Below are 19,550 nucleotides of genomic sequence, written 5' to 3'. Positions count from 1 at the left end.
CGTAAGTCGCGACCAATCGGTTTCAACACCTTTCCAAGCACGGTCCTCTCATTATATACGCGGATGAAGGAAGGAGCCATATCGAATTGCTGTCAAAGCGGATAGACCCGGCGCTGCTCCACGAAGCTCATCAGCCCGGTTTTCCCCTCGAAACGATTCCGGTCGTCCCCATAGTGCATCAGGCGAATGCGGGACTGAATGTCTTCGGGAAGCGTCAACAGCTCGGGGAGCGAGGCGTGAACCATTCCCGGCTCGTGCAGCTGGCAGTCGTGGAAGATCGTCTCGACGCCCTTATCCCGAACGAGATGTTCCAGCAGCTCGGGACTGAACACCATATCCGCGGAATAGAAGAACGTATCGTTAAACAAGAAGGAATAGCTATTCTTATTCGGCACATGATCGGTCAGGAGCAGCTCGGCTTGAAGACCGGGCAAGATCTCTTCCGGCACGCCCGCGGACAGCGTCCTCACGTCGAAATAATCCGACAGCCGGCGGAATTCGCCTTGCTCCATGGCGCCGCGAAGGGAGCGGTTCCACAAGGGATCGACAAGGTCCTCCGCGATGAAGAGCGGAATTCTCCTTCTATTGTAGACATAGAGGTTCTGGAAAGCGAGCTCCTCGAGCCCTCCGATATGGTCGCCGTGGATATGGGAGACGAGAACCCCGTCAATCTTATCCATAGGAATCCCCATCTCATGAAGAGCGATTGGGGCGGTGATGCCGCAGTCTATGAGCAAAGTGCGGCCTTCGGAATGAAGAAGGGCGTTGTTGTTGTAATACGTTTTGGCGAACGCGCTGCCTGTCCCGATCATCTGAATATCCATCTGCAGCCTCCCGGTTCCGCTAAGACGCAATAGTAGAAACCTGACATGATTATTCATAAATGTAGCATATTTCTTGCCCTTGCAAAAGCATTCCTTCCTTATCCAGGAGAGAACTGCCCTTAATAAGCACCCCTGGGCTACTCTTCGCATACCCTGTGGAAGTAAGATTCGTTCAACCGAGGGGAATGCGATATGAACAAGCCGGCGGCCGGCAAGAAAGTCGTTAAGAAAAAGAAAACATCCGCGGACAGCCAACGGCCGCAGATGCGAATCGTCACTTCGGACGTCTGCGCCGCGTGCAAGACTCCTTGCCACCGCGGGATGGATTATTTGAAGCGGATGTCTACTCCCGGAGCGATCGGCTGCGGGGTGCCCTGCGTCCTTTCGCTGCCTCCGGCGGCCAGGCCCGTAGCCGCATTCGTGAAAAATTAAAATTTTTTTAAACTCCCCGCAACTTTTCCCGCGGCCCTTGGTATAACCAATTGCATACAAGGAAATGGGCGACGGAGGGAATTGAGGATGAATTTCCGCAAGTTTCTAATCCTGACCGTGGTGCTGACTTTTTCGTTCGGCACGGGCGTGTTCGCAGACACCATCAGTCAGAAGGTCAAAGTCATTTTCAACAAGCAAGAAGTAACCGATGCCGATACGGCCATCGTCGGCAAGGACGCATACGTCTCCGCCAAGTCGCTTGGAGACCTGGTTCAAGGCATTGTTGTCTACGATGACAGCACGAAGAAGATATCCATTTATAAGCCTAACGTTCATATGTTTCTGATGATGGGCTCCAAGCCGTTCGGCTCGGTGACCAAGCAGAAGAGCTTCAACTTCCAGGTGTTCGCTCAGGTGGACAATCTCCAGACGAGCATCTCCAGCTTCAAGGTGACGATTACCGACCCTTACGGCGACAGCACGTGGATTGACGGCCGCACGAGCAGCGACAACGACTTCCCGAGCGATAAGGACAACTTCTGGTTCACCTCCGACGAGATTTCTTACGAATTCAAATATAGCGGCAAGTATACCGTTCGTTTCTGGATGAAGCCGACGGACAGCTCGTCGATGCAGCTCGTATCGGAGAAGACCGTTATTGCCAAATAATCGAACAGGCGCCTACTCTCTTGCAGAGCGGGCGCTTTCGTTTGACCGGGTGACTAGGAAATGTTAGGATACGGAGGTAGGCAAAATCAATTGACTGAACGGGGGTTTCACCATGAGCGATCATGTTCATGACGAAAACTGCAACCACGAGCACGACGAAGAAGCCGTATTTATCGTAACGGACGAAGACGGCAACGAACATGAGATGGTGCTTGTGTATACTTTCGAGAGCGGCGATCAAGCCTATGCGGTTCTGCTTGACCGCAATGATCCGGAAGACGACGGCGTCATCTTCCGCATAGAAGAAGACGGGGAAGACGAAGTTCTCGTGAACATCGAAGACGATGCGGAATGGGAACGAGTCATGAAGGTATACGAGGAATTGGTCGCTCAAGAAGAGGGCTAATCCTCTCGGGCAATTTCCCGCGAATAAGCGAAGGGCTGATCGACGTCCGTAGGGACGATGATCAGCCCTTGCTGCGTTTATCTAGCCCTTGCGCGGGTTGTAGTAGATCGTGCGGCCGTTGAACAGCTTGACCTCCGCCTGGAGCTTCTTGCCCAGCCACTTGCAGTATTCGTTCGCCTTGGCCTTGTCTCCATGGGTGGATTGTTCCGGCAGAACGACCTGGATGCAAGCGGGAGCTTCGGCTTCCGGCCCTTCCGGAGATGAAGCGGTTCCGAACAGAATAAAGCGGTACTTCGGATTCTTGCCCTTCAGATAGAACCAGCGGTCCTCTTCTCCTGCTCTGCTCTCGAAGGTGTAGGGGAACGCGGCTTCCGCATAGCTCCAGCCAAGCTGTTGGCCGGTCAATTCGGTCTGCTCCAGGTAATGCCGAAGACTGCTCTTGATGTCTTCTACGGTTACCGTGGAAGCGGCGGATCCTTGGACAAGCTTGATGAATGCGCTCTGGCTCATCGGCTTCACCCCTTGATCCAGATGATAGCATTAAAGCGCTCCTCCTGGCAATGGATGCCAGAACGGAAGAGCCCCCGATCGAACGAGCCGAGTCGGCTGCGTCTGCGGGGGCTTTGCTAGGTTCTCTTTTTTACGAAATTGCGGTTTCTTCTACGATGACCTTGATATTGCGAACGGTGCGATCCTCCGGGCCTTTGACCGGCAGGCCGACCTCCAGGTGCTCGACAATGTAGTCGATATTCTCCTGCGAGATGACCTCTCCCGGCAGAAGAATCGGGATTCCCGGCGGGTAGACGTAGATGAATTCGGCGATGATGCGCCCGGCCGATTCGGACAGCGGCACGATCTCCGTCTCGCCGTAGAAGGCGTCCCGCGGAGTCAGCGAGAGATGGGGAATCTCCGGAATGCGCACGTCCAATTCCTTCACCTCGCGGGTATGGAGGAACTCGTCGGCCATGCGAGTGAGCGCTTCGATCAGCACGCCGATCGACTGCTCGTCGTCGCCCGGCGTCACCAGGCAGAGGATGTTGTACATGTCGCTCATCTCGACTTCGATGTTGTACTTCTCCCGCAGCCAGTTCTCCGCGTCGTAGCCGGTCATGCCCAGATGGCGGACGTGAATGGTAACCTTAGTCGGGTCGTAGTCGAAGGTGGCTTCTTCGCCCAGAAGCTCTTCGCCGAAGCAGTATAAGCCCTCGATCTGGTTAACCGCCGAACGAGCCTTCTCGGCAAGCTCCAGCGCCCGGTCGACCAATTCCTCGCCGTGCAGCGCCAGCTGCCTGCGCGCCGTGTCGAGCGAGGCGAGCAGCGGGTAGGAGGTCGAGGTCGTGGTGAGCATGCTGAAGATCGTCTGCGCCCGTTGGATGTTGACCAGGCCGGACCGAATGTTCAGGATGGAGCTCTGCGTCATCGAGCCGCCCAGCTTGTGGACGCTGGTCGCGGCCATATCGGCGCCGGCTTTCATGGCGGAGAGCGGGAGCTTGTCGGAGAAGTGAATCAGCGCGCCGTGCGCTTCATCCACGAGCACCGGAATGTCGTATTCGTGCACGAGATCGACGATCTCCTTCAGGTTCGCGCACACGCCGAAGTAAGTCGGGTTGATGACCAGCACGGCGGCGGCATCCGGATGGCGCTCCAGGGCGCGGCGAACCGATCGGGTCGTAATCCCGTGGTCGATGCCAAGATTGCGGTCTCGGGCCGGGGACAGGAAGACGGGCCGTGCCCCGGAGAAAATAATGGCGGATAGGATCGACTTATGCACGTTGCGCGGGACGATGATTTTATCGCCTTGGCCGCACACCGACATGATCATCGTCATGATCGCGGTGCTCGTTCCTTGAACGGAGAAGAAGGTCGCATCCGCGCCGAACGCATCCGCGGCTAGCTTCTGCGCTTCGAGAATGACGCTGACCGGCTGGTGAAGGTCGTCAAGCGGCGCGATGTTGATGAGATCGACATCGAGCACGTTCTGACCGATGAATTCGCGGAACTCCGGATCCATGCCTGAGCCTGTCTTGTGGCCGGGGATGTGGAATTGTATCGGATGTTGCTCCGCATGGCGACGCAGGGCGTCGAATAAGGGAGTGCGGGAATGATTCAATGATAAGCTCCTACCTTTCCATGCCGTAACGTACGGTAAACTGAACAAGCATGAGTATAGCAAAAATGGGGGGGAATGCAATAACGGGTTCTGAGGCGAATCTCCTCCATCCATTTGGAACGCGTCCAGGATTATGCTACCATATTTGAATGTAAACCATGTCAACTCACGGTTAATAAGGAGAGAATCATTCTTGCGCAGCAAACTCGCGATCGTATCCCTTATGCTCATTACGACGTTTATCGGCTTCGGCATCATTATTCCCGTGCTTCCGCAAGCCGTCTCCGACATCGCCCCGGAGTCGGCCAATTGGCACACCGGCCTGATGCTCGCGCTCTACTCGCTCGTCTCGTTCCTCTTGTCTCCGGTGTGGGGCGGCTTGTCGGGCAGGGTCGGGCGCAGGCCGATCATCATGACCGGCATTCTCGGCTTCTGCCTCAGTTTCCTTCTGTTCGGCTTGGCTGGCGATAACCTGGTTCTCATGTACGTCTCCCGCCTCCTCGGCGGCTTGTTCTCCGGGGCGGTTACCGCCTGCATCGTGGCTTATGTAGCGGACATCACGACCGCCGAAGAACGGACGAAGGGAATGGCCGTCGTGGGCATGAGCATCGGTCTCGGCTTCACCTTCGGGCCGTTCGTCGGAGGCGTGCTGAGCGAGGTCTCGCTGTCGGCTCCGTTCTACGCGGCTTCGGGTTTGGCCTTCATCACATTCCTGGCCGCATGGGCGAAGCTGACGGAATCGCTTCCTCCCGAGCGTCGCGCCGAGATTCGCAGCAGGCCCAGGGTATCCCGCTGGACCGCGTTCCAAGGGCCGCTCAAGAACCTGTACGTGCTCGCTTTCTTCGTTACCTTCTCGTTGGCCATTCTCGAATCGACGATGCAGTTGTACGGCATGAGCCGATTCGACGTTACCCCGCGCCAGGTCGGGATGATGTTCTTCTTCTGCGGCTTGGCGGGAGCGCTTATTCAAGGCGGAGTTGTGCGACGCCGGGTCAAGAAGGGGCAGGAGAGCTTCTACATCGCGGCGGGACTCGTGATCTCCGCCGTCGGCTTTTTCCTGCTGCTGACCGCGAACAATTGGGGCATGGCTACCGTGTACCTGTGCATCTTCGGCATCGGCAACTCGCTCATTCGCCCTTGCGTGACGTCGCTGATCACTCAGAAGACGACGGTCGAGCAAGGCGTGGCCTCCGGCTTGAGCTCCTCGATGGACAGCTTGGGACGGATCGTGGGGCCGCTTCTCGGAACCGCTCTCCTCGACGTGACGGAGTGGATGCCGTTCGTCCTCTCGGGCGCGCTGTCGCTCGCCGCGCTCGGCCTTCTGGCCCGTTTCCGTAGCGCGGACCGCGCGCATATTCAAGCGCAAGGATAACGTTCGGCCAGGATGCCAAGAAGTAAAACATTAGGCAAGGAACCGTGCTGCCGTTCGGCAGGTTCCTTGCTTTTTTGCGCTTACGCATACGTAGCCTATGTTGGATAAAGTTAACTCATCCCTCATGGCTTTTTCAGGTGGCTTTAAGATTCGGTCGTTAAGCTGGGGAAAAACCTTAGAGCTTGGAACCGAGTGGCTGGAGGGGATGAGGGTTGGCTTCGACCGAGGCGAAAGAAGCGATGGACGTTGTTCAGGCGGGAGAACCCGGGAATGCGGAATGTCGCCGCAAGATCGGAGCGGATTGGGCGCTGGCGATCGCGGCTCTGCTGGCCGCGTTCTTGAATGGCTACGGCATCTGGAACGACGAGTATGGGAATGCCTACTACACGGCGGCGGTATCCAGCATGCTGCAGAGCTGGCATAACTTTTTCTATGCTTCGCTGGACCCGGGAGGCTTCGTCACCGTCGACAAGCCTCCGTTCGCGTTCTGGATCCAGACGCTCAGCGCCAAGCTGTTCGGCCTGCACGGCTGGAGCGTCATCTTGCCTCAAGCGCTAGCCGGAGTGGGCTCGGTAGGGTTCGTCTATCTGCTCGTCAAGCCGTCCTTCGGCCGTACCGCGGCACGAATCGCCTCCTTGGCCATGGCGTGCATGCCGGTTGCGGCTTCCGTCTCCCGCACGAACAACATCGACAGCATGCTCGTGTTCACCCTGTTGGCCGGCGTCTGGATGCTGTTCAAGGGAGCGCGCACGGGCCGCTGGGGCTGGATGGTCGGCGCCTTCGCCGTCGTCGGAGTCGGCTTCAATGAGAAGATGATGGAAGCTTACATGGTGCTTCCCGCTTTCTATATCTATTACCTGATCGCCTTCCGCGCGAAGCGAAAGCAGAAGCTGGCCGTGCTGTCGGGAGCGACGGTCGCGCTGCTGGTCGTCTCCTTATCCTGGGCGGTCATCGTGGACAGCATTCCGGCGGATAGCCGGCCATATATCGGCAGCAGCCAGACGAATTCCGTGCTGGAGCTGGCATTCGGCTACAACGGGGTTTCTAGGCTGACCGGGGACAGAGGCATCGGCGAGAGAGGAGTGGCCGGCGCAGGATTCTTAAGCAGGCAAACATCGGATAGCGGAAGCGGAGCCTCTGACAGAACTTCCTCCAATTCAAGCTTCTCCGATTCAAGGAGCAGCGGACAGGGAACGGACGGCAACAATCGCCTTGCCCGCGGATCCGCCGGCGGCTTCTCTATCGGCGGGGGGCGGGGATTCGCCCCCGGCGGTGCGTTCGGCTTCGGCGGTCCGGGAGGCGGCGGTGGCGGTTTATTCGGCACCGGGGACAAAGGCCCGTTCCGCTTGTTCCAGACCGAGCTCTCCGGGCAGGCGAGCTGGCTCATCCCCTTCGCCGGGCTCTCGGCGGTCGGCATCCTCGCCGGCATTCGTCGACGCAAGCCGTTCACGGCTAAGCACAAGGAAACCGTGTTCTGGTTGGCGTGGCTGCTTCCGGTGATGGGCTTCTTCAGCATCGCCGGCTTTTTCCATCAATATTACCTCGTGATGCTGACCCCGCCGATTGCGGCCTTGGCCGGAGCGGGCTTGACGGAGCTGTGGACGTCCTACCGATCCGGATCGGACTGGAGACAGTGGCTTCTCCCGATCGCGATCGCCGGAACGACGGCGCTGCAATTCTACATGCTGAATCCCTACGCGGATCGCTTGGGAAGAATCTGGCCGGTGCTTCTCGGAATGGGCGGACTCGTGCCGACCTTGTTTCTATGCGCCAGATTGCTTCGGGAGAGAGCCGCCTACCGGGCATCTCTGGCGGCATTCGTTGTCCTTCTTGCGGCGCCGCTTTATTGGTCCGCGACCCCGATCATCTACGGCCAGAGCAGCAATCTGCCGGAAGCGGGAATCGAGGGCTCTCGCGGAGGAGACCGGATAAGCGTCGCCAACGAGGCGCTTGTCCGCTATCTTCAAGAGAACAACGAAGGAGAGAAGTTCCTGTTCGGCACGACGTCCGTCGATACGGCGGAGACGTATATCCTTCAAACCGGCGAAGCGGTGATGGCAATGGGAGGATTCTCGGGCAACGACCCGATTCTGACGGTAGACAAACTTAAGAAGCTTATCGAGGACAGACAAGTGAAGTACTTCCTGATCAACGCCAACGGCCGCGGAGGCGGCAGCTCGGAAGTGACCCGTTGGATTCAAGAGTACGGAACGGAGGTTCCAAGCAGCGAGTGGGGGGGCGACGGACAGGCCGCAGGCGGCTTCGGAGGCGCGAACGGGACGCTGTATGTTGTGAATTTGATCTAATAAAGGAGGTAGGCATCCGGTCATCGAACGTCTTCAGCCCGATTTCATCTCAGACCTGAGTCTAGGATGAAGTCCGGTCCGGAGACGTTTTTCAGTTTGGCAGCTCCCAATTATGATTAGGATGACCAATACAGAACATGGAGTGGAAGGGGTTTTCGGACCGTGAAACCGATTATTCAAGGAGCGTTTCGCAACAAGGCGGCGATTATTCTTCTCGTCGTCATGGTGCTAGGCCTCGGCGTGTTTAGTTACTTCAAGCTGCCGATGGAATTGATGCCGGAGGCGGATAACCCTCAGGTAACGGTCGTCGTCACCGGGCAAGGCTATGACGCGGCGACTATGGCTAGCCAAGTAACGACCCCGTTGGAACAAGCGTTGGCGGGAATCAAGGGCAAGAAAAATATTTTCTCGACATCCGGAGATAACTTCTCTCAGATCAACTTGGATTTAGAATCCAAGACGAACATGAAGGAGGCCAAAGCGGATGTGGAGAAGGCGGTTAACGCTGTGCCGTTGCCGGACCGTGTTTCTCCTCCCTATGTCGTTCAATTGAACACTTCAATGATTCCGGTCACTTATATTGCTCTGACGTTCGCGGACGGAGTGAGCAACGCGGACCGTGAATCGACCGAGAGCGAGCTCGTGGATCGATTCCGTTCGATCGATGGCGCCGGCACTGTGCAACTGGGGGGCAAATCCAAATCGTCTGTCCACGTGGTTCCGGATACGGCTAAGCTAACCGAGAAGGGTGTGCCTTTACAAGCGCTTTACGGGGTCCTTCAAGGCCGCAGCGGCTCTTCGTCGGTCGGACAGACGACATTGAATGGAACCATCGTCAACCTCGGCGTCGCTTCAAACCTGTCGGACATCGAGACTTTGAAGAAGCTTCCAGTCGCTGACGGCGTTACGTTGGGCGAAGTTGCCGAAGTTACACTTGCTAACGATACGGAGACCATCTCTCGAATTGACGGCAAGGATGCTCTCAGCATCATTATCTCGAAGGCGGCGAATGCCAATGCCGTCAGCGTAGGCAAGGATGCCCAGAAGATCATCGACGATTGGAACAAAGAGAATAAGCAAGCTTCTCTCCAGATGCTGATGAATACATCGGATGAGATCGTCCACTCGGTAAACAGCATGATGAGAGAGGTGCTGATGGGCGCGTTATTCGCGACGTTGGTCATCCTGCTGTTCATGCGGAACATCCGAGCGACCCTCGTCACGATCGTATCGATCCCTCTGTCGCTTGCCTTGACTCTGTACCTGCTTGATCTGTCCGGCATCTCCCTTAACGTGCTGACGCTTGGCGGCGTAGCCGTTGCGGTAGGCCGACTCGTGGATGACAGCATCGTCGTTATCGAGAACATCTTCCGTAGACTTCAGAAGGAATCGTTCTCCGTCGGCCTTATTATCGACGCTACTCGCGAGGTGTCGCGAGCGATTACGGCATCGACACTTACAACCGTCGCCGTGTTCCTGCCGATGGGCTTGCTTCGCGGCTCCATGCAAGATTTTCTGCTGCCGTTCGCCTTAACCGTCACTTACTCGCTGCTGTCTTCGCTTGCCGTGGCTCTGACGGTTATCCCGCTGATGAGCTCTGGCGTGCTGAAGGGCTCCAGAATCAAAGAGCACAAGCCGTCCGAGCGTTTCATGAAGTTCCTTCACTGGAATCTAAAGCACAAGTGGATTCCGTTGCTGATCGCGTTTGTTCTTCTAATCGGCTCCATTGGCACCTACATCAGCCTGCCGAAGGGAGCGGTCGACAACTCGAGCGCCTTGAGCGTGGATGTGTCGCTCGGATATAAGCCGGATACCCCGATTGATCAAGTGTTGGAGAACGGCAAGAAGCTTGAACAGTTCCTTCTTCAGCAGAACGGTCGCGAATGGGTTTACATGAGAATGGGCAACAGCGCCGACACCGTGCAATTTGGCGATGTGAATTCGCCGACGTTGGTATCCTTTATGGTTAAGCTTAAAGATGGGAAGTACGCCGACAAGATCATCGAGGCGGTCAATGGCCAGAAGGATCAATATCCGGGAGCGGAGCTGACGGTGGGCGCAAGCTCGTTCTTCGGCGGCGGAAGCTCAACTCAGGTGTTCGTGGATATTACGGGGAACAACGAGGAAAAATTGGCGGCCACCGCAAACGATGTGATCGCCAAGATCAAACCGATTAAGGACGTTATCAAAGTCGAGAGCAATCAAGACGAGAAGACGACCTCTTATACGCTGAGAGTCAATCCGACGGAGGCGAAGTCCGCCGATATCTCCAACCAGCTTCAAGGAATGCTCAATCCGGTTCCGATCGGCGCCATTCAGTCTGAAGGTCAATCCCTAAACGTAATCCTGGAGCCCGTTCTTAAGGTGAACTCCGCTGACGATCTCTCCAAGCTCAGCGTTGCGACGGACAGAGGGATGAAGCCGGTCTCCGATGTTGCTCAGTGGGAGAAGGCGGAGTCGCCGACCAAATACTTCCACAAGGATGGCAAAACCTATATCCGAGTCACCGCGACCGTAGAGCCGAGCCAGCTTTCGACCGTCGGCGCGAACATCAAGAAAGAATTGAATGCCTTGAAGACTCCGGAAGGAGTCAAACTGAACATCGGCGGCGCTTCTGCCGACCAATCGGATGATTTCGCCAGCCTGTTCATGATGATGATCGTCTCCATCGGTATCGTCTACCTGATCATGGTGTTCACCTTCAAGACCCTGCGCGCGCCGCTCGCTATCCTGGCTTCGATTCTGTTCGTTCCGATCGGCGCCGTGCTCGGCTTGATCGTAACGGGAGTCTCGCCGGACTTCACGGCGATCTTCGGAGTCGTCATGCTCATCGGCATCGTCGTCACCAACGCGATCGTCTTGATCGACCGCGTGAAGCAGAACGAAGAGAAGATGACGATTCGCGAAGCGCTTCTGGAGGCAGCCGGCACCCGGATGCGGCCGATCCTGATGACGGCTATCGCAACGGTATGCGCCATGCTTCCTCTCGTGTTCGGCAGCTCCGAATCGAGCAGCATCGTCTCCCAGAGCCTCGCCATCGTCGTCATCGGCGGCCTGGTCGTCGCTACCTTGCTCACCTTGATTCTTGTGCCTTGCATCTACGAGCTTCTGTTCTTCCGCAAGTCCAAGCGGCAACGGATAGAGAAGTCTCAATCGGTTGCGGCCTAACAAGCAAGCCCCCGGACCTGATAGGGTCCGGGGGCTTCTTTGTATCTTTCTAGGCTTGCGCCATTCTGTAAAGGGGGAGCAGCGTTTCGAAGACGGATTCGGCTTTGTTCAAGAGCTTCTCGCCGTTCGAGAGCAGGGGATCGCCTCTCTGGATATGAATGCCGCACGTCAACTCGGCGGCTTTCATGCTTCCGAGCCTCTCGAACAGAGCGGCCAGCTCGTCGTCCGACAGGTCCGAATGAACCGAGCCCGTCGGAACCATGTGGTCCTTGGACCAGATATAAGAAGGCGGTATCGAAGCCCGAATGGAAGCTAACTCTCTTTTCGCTTTCTCGGCGAAAGCGGTTTTATTCGGGCATTCATAGATAATGGCGAATTGCATGAACAGATGGGTAGACCATATTCCAATCTGGAAGTGCGGGAACGCTTTGTAGCCTCTTGCGCTGGGAGACCAAGCTACCCAAGTGTCGGCCGGAGGATTGACCGAACGTCTGGCATGTTTGGCCACATGAGCATATGTATCCTGTCCGGTCAGTTTGCCGATCACCGGTGTGAGCGAATCGCCGATGGCATGGAGCTTCGGCCTAACGTTCGCGATAATTGCCTCCATTCGACCTTCGAGCCCGGGAACCGACATGGAATCGAAGTCGGTGTCCCCGAAGCCTGTGAAGCCGGCGGTTGCGATTGTTGCCATGATGGAATCACCTCATTCGTTTTTCAAAAAAAGCTTTCCCTCACTATACTGGAAAATAGTCAAGAAACCAAGTTGCCAGAACATAAGATGGAGTATAAGATAAAGGTAAGATTAAATATTCTGAACATTCGGTCAACGCTCAAGCCATGCGATTTGTGCAGGAGGGGGGATGGCCGTGAATCGAAGCCATGAGGTGGAATATTGCAACCTGGAGCTTCGTTTCGATCGCAGACAACTGCAGAATTTGATTCGTGAACTGATCTCGGAAGGGTACTCCTTGTATTGGAACGAGAACGAGCATCAATTCCTCATCTCTGTTCGGACGGGTCGCAAACTGCTTAAGCTTCGATTCCAGCGTTCCTTGAACCGTTACAAGATGGTCGGGGACTATGTCGTCAGAGACGAGAAGCTGGCGACGTGGATCGAGAAGCTGATCAACGATTCGCGCGGTCATGCTATCGTCAAGAGATTTCGCGACCGCCAGATTCTGATCGAGAACATCATGTTTGGAGAAATCATTCGTCTCGTGGAGGTGTCAGGCATGGAACATCGAATCATTTTTCAGAAACGTCCTCAGATAACCGTTGAAGATATGGTGCAAGCTTTCAAGTCGAAGAGAGCCGAGCTGCGGGCAGGAGTTCTTCGTCTTGAGATCGATTATGAGCTCGCTGTTCTCCATGAGGCGCTGCAGCTAGGCCAGTCCGAAGAGGTCGAGAACAGCAAGATTCGGCTGGAGAGCATGCGCAAGGAGATGCTTCTCTTAGAGCTCTAGGCACCTTAACGCTTGGATGAGTGAATCGCGGCGCCCTTCGGGGCGCTTTTTTAATCTAGGAATGGAAGTGCTCTCTCCCGAAATGAGCTAAGGCACCCGCTATCCCCTTCACTCAGCAAACCAGGGAAGCGGAAGGCGTCCTCCTCAGGAGTCGAACCAATTGGACAGATGCCGGCCTTTCCAGGCGGATTTGCTCTTGAACGCGTGCCACGGCCTCGGAAGCACCGGTTTATGGCGAGTCAGTTCTTTGCCTATGAGAACCTTCGTCGAGACGCACCATTGAAGGGTTTGACCAAATACGGAGCGGAGGCCGGATCCCTGCTTATTCCAACGAAAAACGTACTCATGCAAATAGGCTTGCAGATGCTTGGGGCCGATTCCGCGGAACGTTAGGTTAAGCCAGGCCGATACTCGGAATTTGATTCGGCTAAAGCCGGGCAGCGATTTCTCGTAAAGCTTCTTAACGTCGACAGAATGAGCATGGGTATGGTTGGCGATAAACTCCTCCACGCCTATTCTCTGAATGCTTAAAGTCTTTACGTCAACGTGATCCGGGTTCGGTTGATGAATCTTGATGGCTATCGGATCGCCGCTATCGTCTTGGCTGCCCCCAAGAAGAAGCGGCTGCTGCGCGTCCAGGTACATCGGAGTTCCGTAATAGAATCTTTCCACTCTGACTTCGCCGGTAAGAGGCTGCTGCTCGACTTCCTGCTTCATCGCATGGCGGATCTTGTGAGTCATAAGCCAGGCGGTTTTGTAAGTGACGTCAAGAAGCTGCGACAGGCCGAGAGAACTGATTCCGGAAGGCTGGCTGAGCCAGAATAGTGCTTGAAACCATCGCGTGAGCGGGGTACGGCTCCCTTCCATGATCGTACCGGCTGTAATCGAGGTTTGATGGCGGCAGCACGGAGATGCGCATTGATACAAAGGCAGCCTGCGGGTGGAAACGGTATAGAATTCGCTGTAGCCGCAAGCCGGACAACGGAATCCCGAAGGCCATCTGGCAGCGAATAGCGCTTGGATGCAAGTCTCTTCCGAGGAATATTCTTTACTGAAGGAGTCGTATGCCGGAACTGACATGGGATCGCCGCCTCTGTTCGAACATTCGTTTCTACTCAAATTATAGCGAACACGTGTTCTATTTTCAACAAAAAAAATGGTAAATCGGCACCTCCTGATCAAGAAAATTTTGCTGATCAAAGGGGATAGCGGCACCCTGGCGGAAAGGGAATAAAAGTTAGAAACCCTACATGTAATGGGAGGTTTGAGGCTGAGCGAAAGGGATATCGGGTGCCATTAGCATTCTACGAAGGACAACATTCCGGGGACCGAGAAGACGCAAGATCCGGATCTATTGAAGAACCTACCGGATTCGATATAATGTAAGCTGTCCGGAAGAGGAGGGGGAGAGCCCAAGTGAAGCTTAAGCAACGGGAAAAGCTGCTGTTTATCGGAGACTCGATCACGGATTGCGAACGCCAGAGGCCTGTCGGGGAAGGACTGTTCAGTCCATACGGCAAAGGATATGTCGCCGTTGTCGACGGTTTGCTGCAATCCGCGTATCCGGAGCTGGGGATCCGGGTCGTCAATATGGGCATTAGCGGCAACACGGTCCGAGACCTGGAGGCGCGCTGGCAGACGGACGTCCTGGACCAGAAGCCGGACTGGCTGTCGATCATGATCGGGACGAACGACGTGTGGAGACAATTCGACCAGCCTTACATAACGGAGTCGCACGTTTATCTGGACGAGTACAAGAGGAAGCTGGATCGGCTCGTCGAGACGACGAAGCCGCAGGTCAAAGGTATCGTGCTGATGACTCCCTTCTACCTGGAGCCGAACCGATCCGACGCGATGAGAGCGACGATGGACTTGTACGGAGAGGCGGTCAAGAGCATCGCGGAAAAGCATGGGACGGCGTTCGTGGACACGCAAGCGGAGTTCGATCGGGTGCTCGAGCATCTGTATCCGGCCGCGATCGCATGGGACCGCGTCCATCCGAGCATGATAGGGCATGTTACGCTGGCCAGGGCATTCCTGAGAGGGATCGGCTTTGACCGGTAAGCAAAGAAAGCGCTTTTTCTTTTTCGGCCCGGTCTGACGCGGTTCGCGACAGTCGACTAATCGAAAAAGAAGGTTTTCTTATGCTGGCAAAATAGAGTACAATAGGCATATTGCGAGCAAAAACGACTTCGACGACCCTCGTCGGCGGGGAAGCTTTTGCGTAGACGATACAGGGGATATTAGACGAAAGCTAATCGATCCTGCCTCGTTAAAAAACTCGTTCCAAAGGATGAAGCGAAAAATGTCAAAAGCAAACATTGGAGTTGTCGGCATGGCCGTCATGGGACGCAACCTTGCCTTGAACATTGAAAGCCGCGGATATACGGTAGCCGTATTCAACCGCTCCCGCGAGAAGACGGACGATCTGATCAACACGGAAGGCAAAGGCAAGAACCTCGTGCCTACCTACTCCGTCGAAGAATTCGTTCAATCCCTGGAAGTGCCGCGCAAGATCCTGATCATGGTTCAAGCCGGCTCCGGCACGGACGCGACGATCCAATCGCTCATTCCGCACCTGGACAAGGGAGATATCATCATCGACGGAGGCAACGCCTACTTCCCGGACACCCAACGCCGCAGCCGCGAGCTGACGGAGCAGGGGTTCAACTTTATCGGAACGGGCGTATCCGGCGGCGAAGAAGGAGCCCTTAAGGGACCTTCGATCATGCCGGGCGGTCCGGAAGCGGCTTACAAGCTCGTCGAGCCGATCCTGACGGGCATCTCCGCGAAGGTTAACGGCGATCCTTGCTGCACGTACATCGGACCGGACGGCGCCGGCCACTACGTCAAGATGGTTCATAACGGCATCGAGTACGGCGATATGCAGTTGATCTGCGAAGCGTACCAGCTGATGAAGGACGTCCTGGGCGTTTCGACGGACGAGCTTCACGAGATTTTCGGCGAATGGAACAAGGGCGAGCTCGACAGCTACCTGATCGAGATCACGACCGACATCTTCTCCAAGAAGGATCCGGAGACGGGCAAGGCAATGGTCGACGTTATCCTCGACTCCGCCGGCCAGAAGGGCACCGGCAAGTGGACGAGCCAAAGCGCTCTTGATCTGGGCGTGCCGCTGTCCATCATCACCGAATCCGTCTTCTCCCGCTTCCTGTCCGCCATGAAGGAAGAGCGCGTAGCGGCAAGCAAGGTTCTCAAGGGACCGAAGACGACGGCGTTCGATGGGGACAAGAAGGAATTCATCGAGAAGGTGCGCAAGGCGCTGTTCGCGAGCAAGATTTGCTCCTATGCGCAAGGCTTCGCGCAGATGCGCGCCGCTTCCGACGAATACAACTGGAACCTGCAATACGGCAACATCGCGATGATCTTCCGCGGCGGCTGCATCATCCGGGCTCGCTTCCTGCAGAACATCAAGGATGCTTACGATCGCGATCCGGGCCTTCGCAACCTGCTTCTGGACGAATACTTCAAGGGCGTTGTCGAGTCTTATCAAGACGCATGGCGCGACGTTGTGGCGACGGCGGTACGTTACGGCATTCCGGTGCCTTCGTTCGCGAGCGCGCTCGCGTATTACGACAGCTATCGCTCCGAGCGCCTGCCGGCTAACCTGCTGCAAGCTCAACGCGATTACTTCGGCGCCCATACGTTCAAGCGCCTGGATAAGGAAGGCACGTTCCACCACAACTGGATGGAAGCGTAATTCAGGGGAGCGTGTCCCTAAGAAGGGCACGCAGATGCTCTGCGTCTTCGCCGCCTAAGCTTTGCCGGTGCAGCAGATGCATGGCCAATCCGGCGTAGGCGGTGAATAGCGCAAGCAGTCGTGGCCGATCGAGCCCCGTCCATTCGGGAGCTCCATCGGCCACTTTTGTTTTAATATAATCGAGCGTCCAGATGATGTCCTCCCGGCAGAGAGGATGCGAAGGGTCGAGCATGCGTCTGATCGTTAACGGAAGAGGGCCAGCTAGGGGATCGGGTATCCCGGCAATAGGCGTCTTCATCTTGTCCATCACCTGCTTCGAAAGAGGTTCTGATACCACCTTACGGAGAGAAAGCCGCATTTATACCTGGAAGTCATTGTGCTATTATAATTGGAGCGAATGAGGAAAGCGGGATGCGGGGTCAGGGGATGTAAATAAGAGGGTATCGACGCGCTGCCAGGAGCGTTAAAGCGGACATGCGGGCTCGCTAACGCGACGATCGACACCTCTCGGAGAAGCCGGCGGGATTCGCAATCCGGCCGACGAACGAGCTTGGCTTTATTGATTGTCCCAAGCCAGCATGCCGCCAAGCATGTTGACCTGCTTGGTGAAGCCTTGAGCAGCCAAGTATTCGCATACTCTTCCGCTGCGGTTGCCGCTGCGGCAGATGAAGATGACTTCTTCGTCGCGGGGGATCTCGCCTAGACGGTCGGGGATCTCTCCCATCGCGATATGACGGGCGCCTTCGATCATGCCGTAAGCGACTTCATCGTCTTCCCTGACATCGATAAGGTGAAGCTTCTCGCCGGCTTCGAGCCGCGCTTTCAATTGTTCTACTGTCGTCGTTTCGTATGAGCTCATTCCGGCAACACTCCTTCATCTGCTATCTGGATTAATCATAATGAAACGCCGACGCGACTGTCAAATGGCTGCATAGAGAGGTTGAGCAAGATGGGAGAATGGTTCGTCGTCGCCTTCTTCGGCTTCCTGGGAGCAGCCTCGCGTTACGGGATTACGCTGGGTATACCGGACGGAGGCGGCTCCAGCTTTCCTTGGGCCACGATGGGGATCAATCTGGTCGGTTCCCTTCTGCTGGGAACGTTGTTCGGCTGGTGCGCGATCAAGCGGATTGCCCCATGGTGGAGGGAAGCGCTCGGAACCGGTTTTCTGGGAGCCTTCACGACGTTCAGCGCCTTTAATGCCCAGCTGTGGGAGCTGTGGAGGAATGAAGCTTACGCGGCGGCGGTTGTTTATCTGCTCGTCAGCTCTTTGGGAGGCGCGCTGCTCGCCTCGGCGGGCCTGCATGCCGGAAGGCGGTGGGGCTCTTGAATTCCTTAACGGCGCTATGTCTGGCCGGTCTGGGCGGAAGCGTAGGCGCGCTTCTTCGATACGGGGCAAGCAAGCGGGCGGTCGCTCGCCGCGCCAAGCCGCATGCGGCAACGTTGACGGTGAATCTTGCCGGTTCGTTCTTCATCGGCATTCTGGCCGGCGCGGAATGGAAGGCGGTGCGGCCTGAGCTGTACGCGCTGCTTGGTCCCGGCGTGATGGGCGGCTTGACCACCTACTCGACGCTGAACGTGCAGAAAGCGACGATGAAAGCGGAAGGCCGTTATCGAACATTGGCGAAGTACGCGGCGGCGACTTATCTGGGAGGCTGGCTGGCATTCGCTCTCGGATGGATAATAGGCAAGGCGGCTAATGGATAAAGCTATTCTTTATATTCTTATACAAGGATAAGGAGCGTTTACCGCAATGGATATGATCGTTACTCCTACAGGCAAGCTGCAAGGCGAGATTCAAGCATTGTCTTCGAAAAATTACACGACGCGTTACCTGCTCGTCGCTGCGCTGGCAGAGGGCACGAGCACCATCCGCTATCCGGCTCACAGCGAAGATAGCGATGCGATTCGCCGTTGCATTCGCGATCTGGGAGCTCTGATCGAGGAAGACGATGAGAAGATCGTCATCACGGGCTTCGGACGACATCCCTTCCCGGCCAAACAACTCAATGTAGGCAATGCAGGCGCCGTGCTTCGTTTCCTGATGTCCATTGCATCGTTCCTTCCGGAAGTCACCTTCGTCAATACGTATCCGCAGTCGCTCGGCAAGCGGCCGCATGACGACCTGATCGTCGCGCTGCAGAGCATGGGCGTCGAAGTCGAGCACCACAACGGACGCCTCCCGATCACGATCCGCGGCGGCAACCCGCGCGGCGGCAAGATTCAAGTGTCCGGAAGCGTCAGCTCCCAGTTCCTGAGCTCTCTCTTGTTCCTGGCTCCGCTGCTGGATGAGGACAGCGAGATCGAGGTTCTGAACGATCTGAAGTCGAAGGTCGTCATCGGACAGACGCTCGAGGTCATGCGCCAAGCGGGCATCGTCGTCGAGGCCTCCGACGATCTCATGCATTACAAGGTACCGGGACGCCAGAAATACCTGGCCCAGACTTACACGGTGCAAGGCGACTATCCGGGTTCGGCCGCTATTCTGGCCGCCGCCGCGGTTACCGATTCCGACGTGACGGTACATCGCTTGCTCGAAGACAGCAAGCAGGGCGAGCGCGCCGTCGTCGACGTGCTTCGCAGCATGAACGTGAACCTGACGCACGAGAACGGCATCGTCCATGTGCAAGGGAACGGCAAGCTCGTCGCGGGGGAATTCGACGGAGACGAGTTCACGGACGGCGTTCTCGCGATGGTCGCGGCTGCCGTGTTCGCGGAAGGAACCTCGCGTTTCTATAACGTCGAGAATCTGCGATACAAGGAATGCGACCGCATCACCGATTATTTGAACGAGCTGCGCAAAGCCGGAGCGAACGTGGAAGAGAAGCGGGACGAGATTATCGTCCACGGCCGGCCGGAAGGTCTTGAAGGCGGAGTCGAGATCGACGCCCATTACGATCACCGGGTCATTATGGCGCTGACGATCGCAGGATTGCGCTCGAAGCAGCCGATCCGCATCAAGGAAGCTCATCACGTTGCGAAGTCCTACCCGAACTTCTTCGATCATCTGGCGTCGCTTGGCGCTCAGGTCGAATGGGTAAAATAAGCTCTCATGCCGAATTAGGCGATAGGAGGATGA

The 19,550-nt window shown here is 56.3% G+C and carries 19 protein-coding genes; 12 read left to right on the top strand and 7 right to left on the bottom strand.

Annotated elements, in window-relative coordinates; translation table 11 throughout:
- Nucleotides 1-92 precede the first annotated feature (92 nt).
- Entirely contained in the window at nt 93-830 is a 738-nt protein-coding gene (locus ELR57_RS02815; protein WP_126957801.1) for an MBL fold metallo-hydrolase, read from the bottom strand.
- Between the two features lie 186 nt (nt 831-1,016).
- On the opposite strand from ELR57_RS02815, the gene ELR57_RS02810 reads away from it, so the two are divergent.
- From ELR57_RS02810 to ELR57_RS02800, 3 genes are all read left to right on the top strand, one after another.
- Nucleotides 1,017-1,256 carry a hypothetical protein gene (locus ELR57_RS02810; protein ID WP_126957069.1) on the top strand — a complete coding sequence of 80 codons (240 nt, stop codon included), beginning with the start codon at nt 1,017-1,019 and terminating at the stop codon, nt 1,254-1,256.
- Between the two features lie 87 nt (nt 1,257-1,343).
- Nucleotides 1,344-1,925, top strand: a complete 582-nt coding sequence (locus tag ELR57_RS02805) for a copper amine oxidase (RefSeq protein ID WP_126957067.1) — start codon at nt 1,344-1,346, stop codon at nt 1,923-1,925.
- A gap of 112 nt (nt 1,926-2,037) precedes the next feature.
- Entirely contained in the window at nt 2,038-2,331 is a 294-nt protein-coding gene (locus tag ELR57_RS02800) for a DUF1292 domain-containing protein (RefSeq protein ID WP_126957065.1), read from the top strand.
- 81 nt (nt 2,332-2,412) lie between these two features.
- On the opposite strand, the gene ELR57_RS02795 is transcribed toward ELR57_RS02800, so the two are convergent.
- Both ELR57_RS02795 and ELR57_RS02790 read right to left on the bottom strand, forming a co-directional pair.
- Nucleotides 2,413-2,841, bottom strand: coding sequence for a DUF1885 family protein (locus ELR57_RS02795; RefSeq protein WP_126957063.1), 429 nt, complete (start codon nt 2,839-2,841; stop codon nt 2,413-2,415).
- Between the two features lie 130 nt (nt 2,842-2,971).
- Nucleotides 2,972-4,441: an aminotransferase class I/II-fold pyridoxal phosphate-dependent enzyme gene (locus tag ELR57_RS02790; protein ID WP_158629907.1), complete on the bottom strand. Its 1,470-nt coding sequence runs from the start codon at nt 4,439-4,441 to the stop codon at nt 2,972-2,974.
- 193 nt (nt 4,442-4,634) lie between these two features.
- On the opposite strand from ELR57_RS02790, the gene ELR57_RS02785 reads away from it, so the two are divergent.
- The 3 genes from ELR57_RS02785 (at nt 4,635) to ELR57_RS02775 (ending at nt 11,287) form a co-directional block, all read left to right on the top strand.
- Complete coding sequence (locus ELR57_RS02785) at nt 4,635-5,813, top strand: MFS transporter (RefSeq protein WP_126957059.1); 1,179 nt, start codon at nt 4,635-4,637, stop codon at nt 5,811-5,813.
- A gap of 212 nt (nt 5,814-6,025) precedes the next feature.
- On the top strand, nt 6,026-8,119 hold the full coding sequence (locus ELR57_RS02780; RefSeq protein WP_370452184.1) for a glycosyltransferase family 39 protein: 2,094 nt from the start codon (nt 6,026-6,028) through the stop codon (nt 8,117-8,119).
- Between the two features lie 162 nt (nt 8,120-8,281).
- Nucleotides 8,282-11,287 carry an efflux RND transporter permease subunit gene (locus ELR57_RS02775; protein ID WP_126957057.1) on the top strand — a complete coding sequence of 1,002 codons (3,006 nt, stop codon included), beginning with the start codon at nt 8,282-8,284 and terminating at the stop codon, nt 11,285-11,287.
- 49 nt (nt 11,288-11,336) lie between these two features.
- Here the strand turns inward: ELR57_RS02775 and ELR57_RS02770 are convergent, their stop codons facing one another.
- Complete coding sequence (locus tag ELR57_RS02770) at nt 11,337-11,981, bottom strand: YktB family protein (RefSeq protein ID WP_126957055.1); 645 nt, start codon at nt 11,979-11,981, stop codon at nt 11,337-11,339.
- Nucleotides 11,982-12,156: 175 nt separating this feature from the next.
- Here ELR57_RS02770 and ELR57_RS02765 point away from each other — a divergent pair, with 175 nt between their 5' ends.
- Complete coding sequence (locus ELR57_RS02765; RefSeq protein WP_126957053.1) at nt 12,157-12,753, top strand: hypothetical protein; 597 nt, start codon at nt 12,157-12,159, stop codon at nt 12,751-12,753.
- 144 nt (nt 12,754-12,897) lie between these two features.
- Here the strand turns inward: ELR57_RS02765 and ELR57_RS02760 are convergent, their stop codons facing one another.
- Nucleotides 12,898-13,833: a transposase gene (locus ELR57_RS02760; RefSeq protein ID WP_126957051.1), complete on the bottom strand. Its 936-nt coding sequence runs from the start codon at nt 13,831-13,833 to the stop codon at nt 12,898-12,900.
- A 336-nt stretch (nt 13,834-14,169) separates the two neighbouring features.
- On the opposite strand from ELR57_RS02760, the gene ELR57_RS02755 reads away from it, so the two are divergent.
- Entirely contained in the window at nt 14,170-14,817 is a 648-nt protein-coding gene (locus ELR57_RS02755) for an SGNH/GDSL hydrolase family protein (RefSeq protein ID WP_126957049.1), read from the top strand.
- A gap of 241 nt (nt 14,818-15,058) precedes the next feature.
- Nucleotides 15,059-16,474: an NADP-dependent phosphogluconate dehydrogenase gene (gene gndA, locus ELR57_RS02750; RefSeq protein WP_126957047.1), complete on the top strand. Its 1,416-nt coding sequence runs from the start codon at nt 15,059-15,061 to the stop codon at nt 16,472-16,474.
- 1 nt (nt 16,475) lies between these two features.
- Here gndA and ELR57_RS02745 read toward each other — a convergent pair whose 3' ends face one another.
- Together ELR57_RS02745 and ELR57_RS02740 are read right to left on the bottom strand one after the other, a co-directional pair.
- Entirely contained in the window at nt 16,476-16,772 is a 297-nt protein-coding gene (locus tag ELR57_RS02745) for a hypothetical protein (RefSeq protein ID WP_126957045.1), read from the bottom strand.
- 258 nt (nt 16,773-17,030) lie between these two features.
- On the bottom strand, nt 17,031-17,333 hold the full coding sequence (locus ELR57_RS02740; RefSeq protein ID WP_126957043.1) for a rhodanese-like domain-containing protein: 303 nt from the start codon (nt 17,331-17,333) through the stop codon (nt 17,031-17,033).
- A 90-nt stretch (nt 17,334-17,423) separates the two neighbouring features.
- Between ELR57_RS02740 and ELR57_RS02735 the strand changes: the two genes are divergently transcribed.
- The 3 genes from ELR57_RS02735 to aroA are packed head-to-tail and all read left to right on the top strand — an operon-like array spanning nt 17,424 to nt 19,517.
- The gene (locus ELR57_RS02735) at nt 17,424-17,801 is read left to right on the top strand and encodes a fluoride efflux transporter FluC (RefSeq protein WP_126957041.1); all 378 of its coding nucleotides are present in this window, start codon (nt 17,424-17,426) and stop codon (nt 17,799-17,801) included.
- On the top strand, nt 17,798-18,178 hold the full coding sequence (locus ELR57_RS02730; RefSeq protein ID WP_158629906.1) for a fluoride efflux transporter FluC: 381 nt from the start codon (nt 17,798-17,800) through the stop codon (nt 18,176-18,178). The genes ELR57_RS02735 and ELR57_RS02730 overlap by 4 nt, the downstream gene beginning before the upstream one ends.
- A 46-nt stretch (nt 18,179-18,224) precedes the next feature.
- Entirely contained in the window at nt 18,225-19,517 is a 1,293-nt protein-coding gene (aroA, locus tag ELR57_RS02725; protein WP_126957037.1) for a 3-phosphoshikimate 1-carboxyvinyltransferase, read from the top strand.
- Nucleotides 19,518-19,550 lie beyond the last annotated feature (33 nt).

It is taken from the genome of Cohnella sp. AR92, from assembly GCF_003990975.1.
Lineage (GTDB): Bacteria > Bacillota > Bacilli > Paenibacillales > Paenibacillaceae > Cohnella.
The sequence above is the reverse complement of the archived record's forward strand: the minus strand, read 5'-3'. Positions and strand labels throughout refer to the sequence as shown.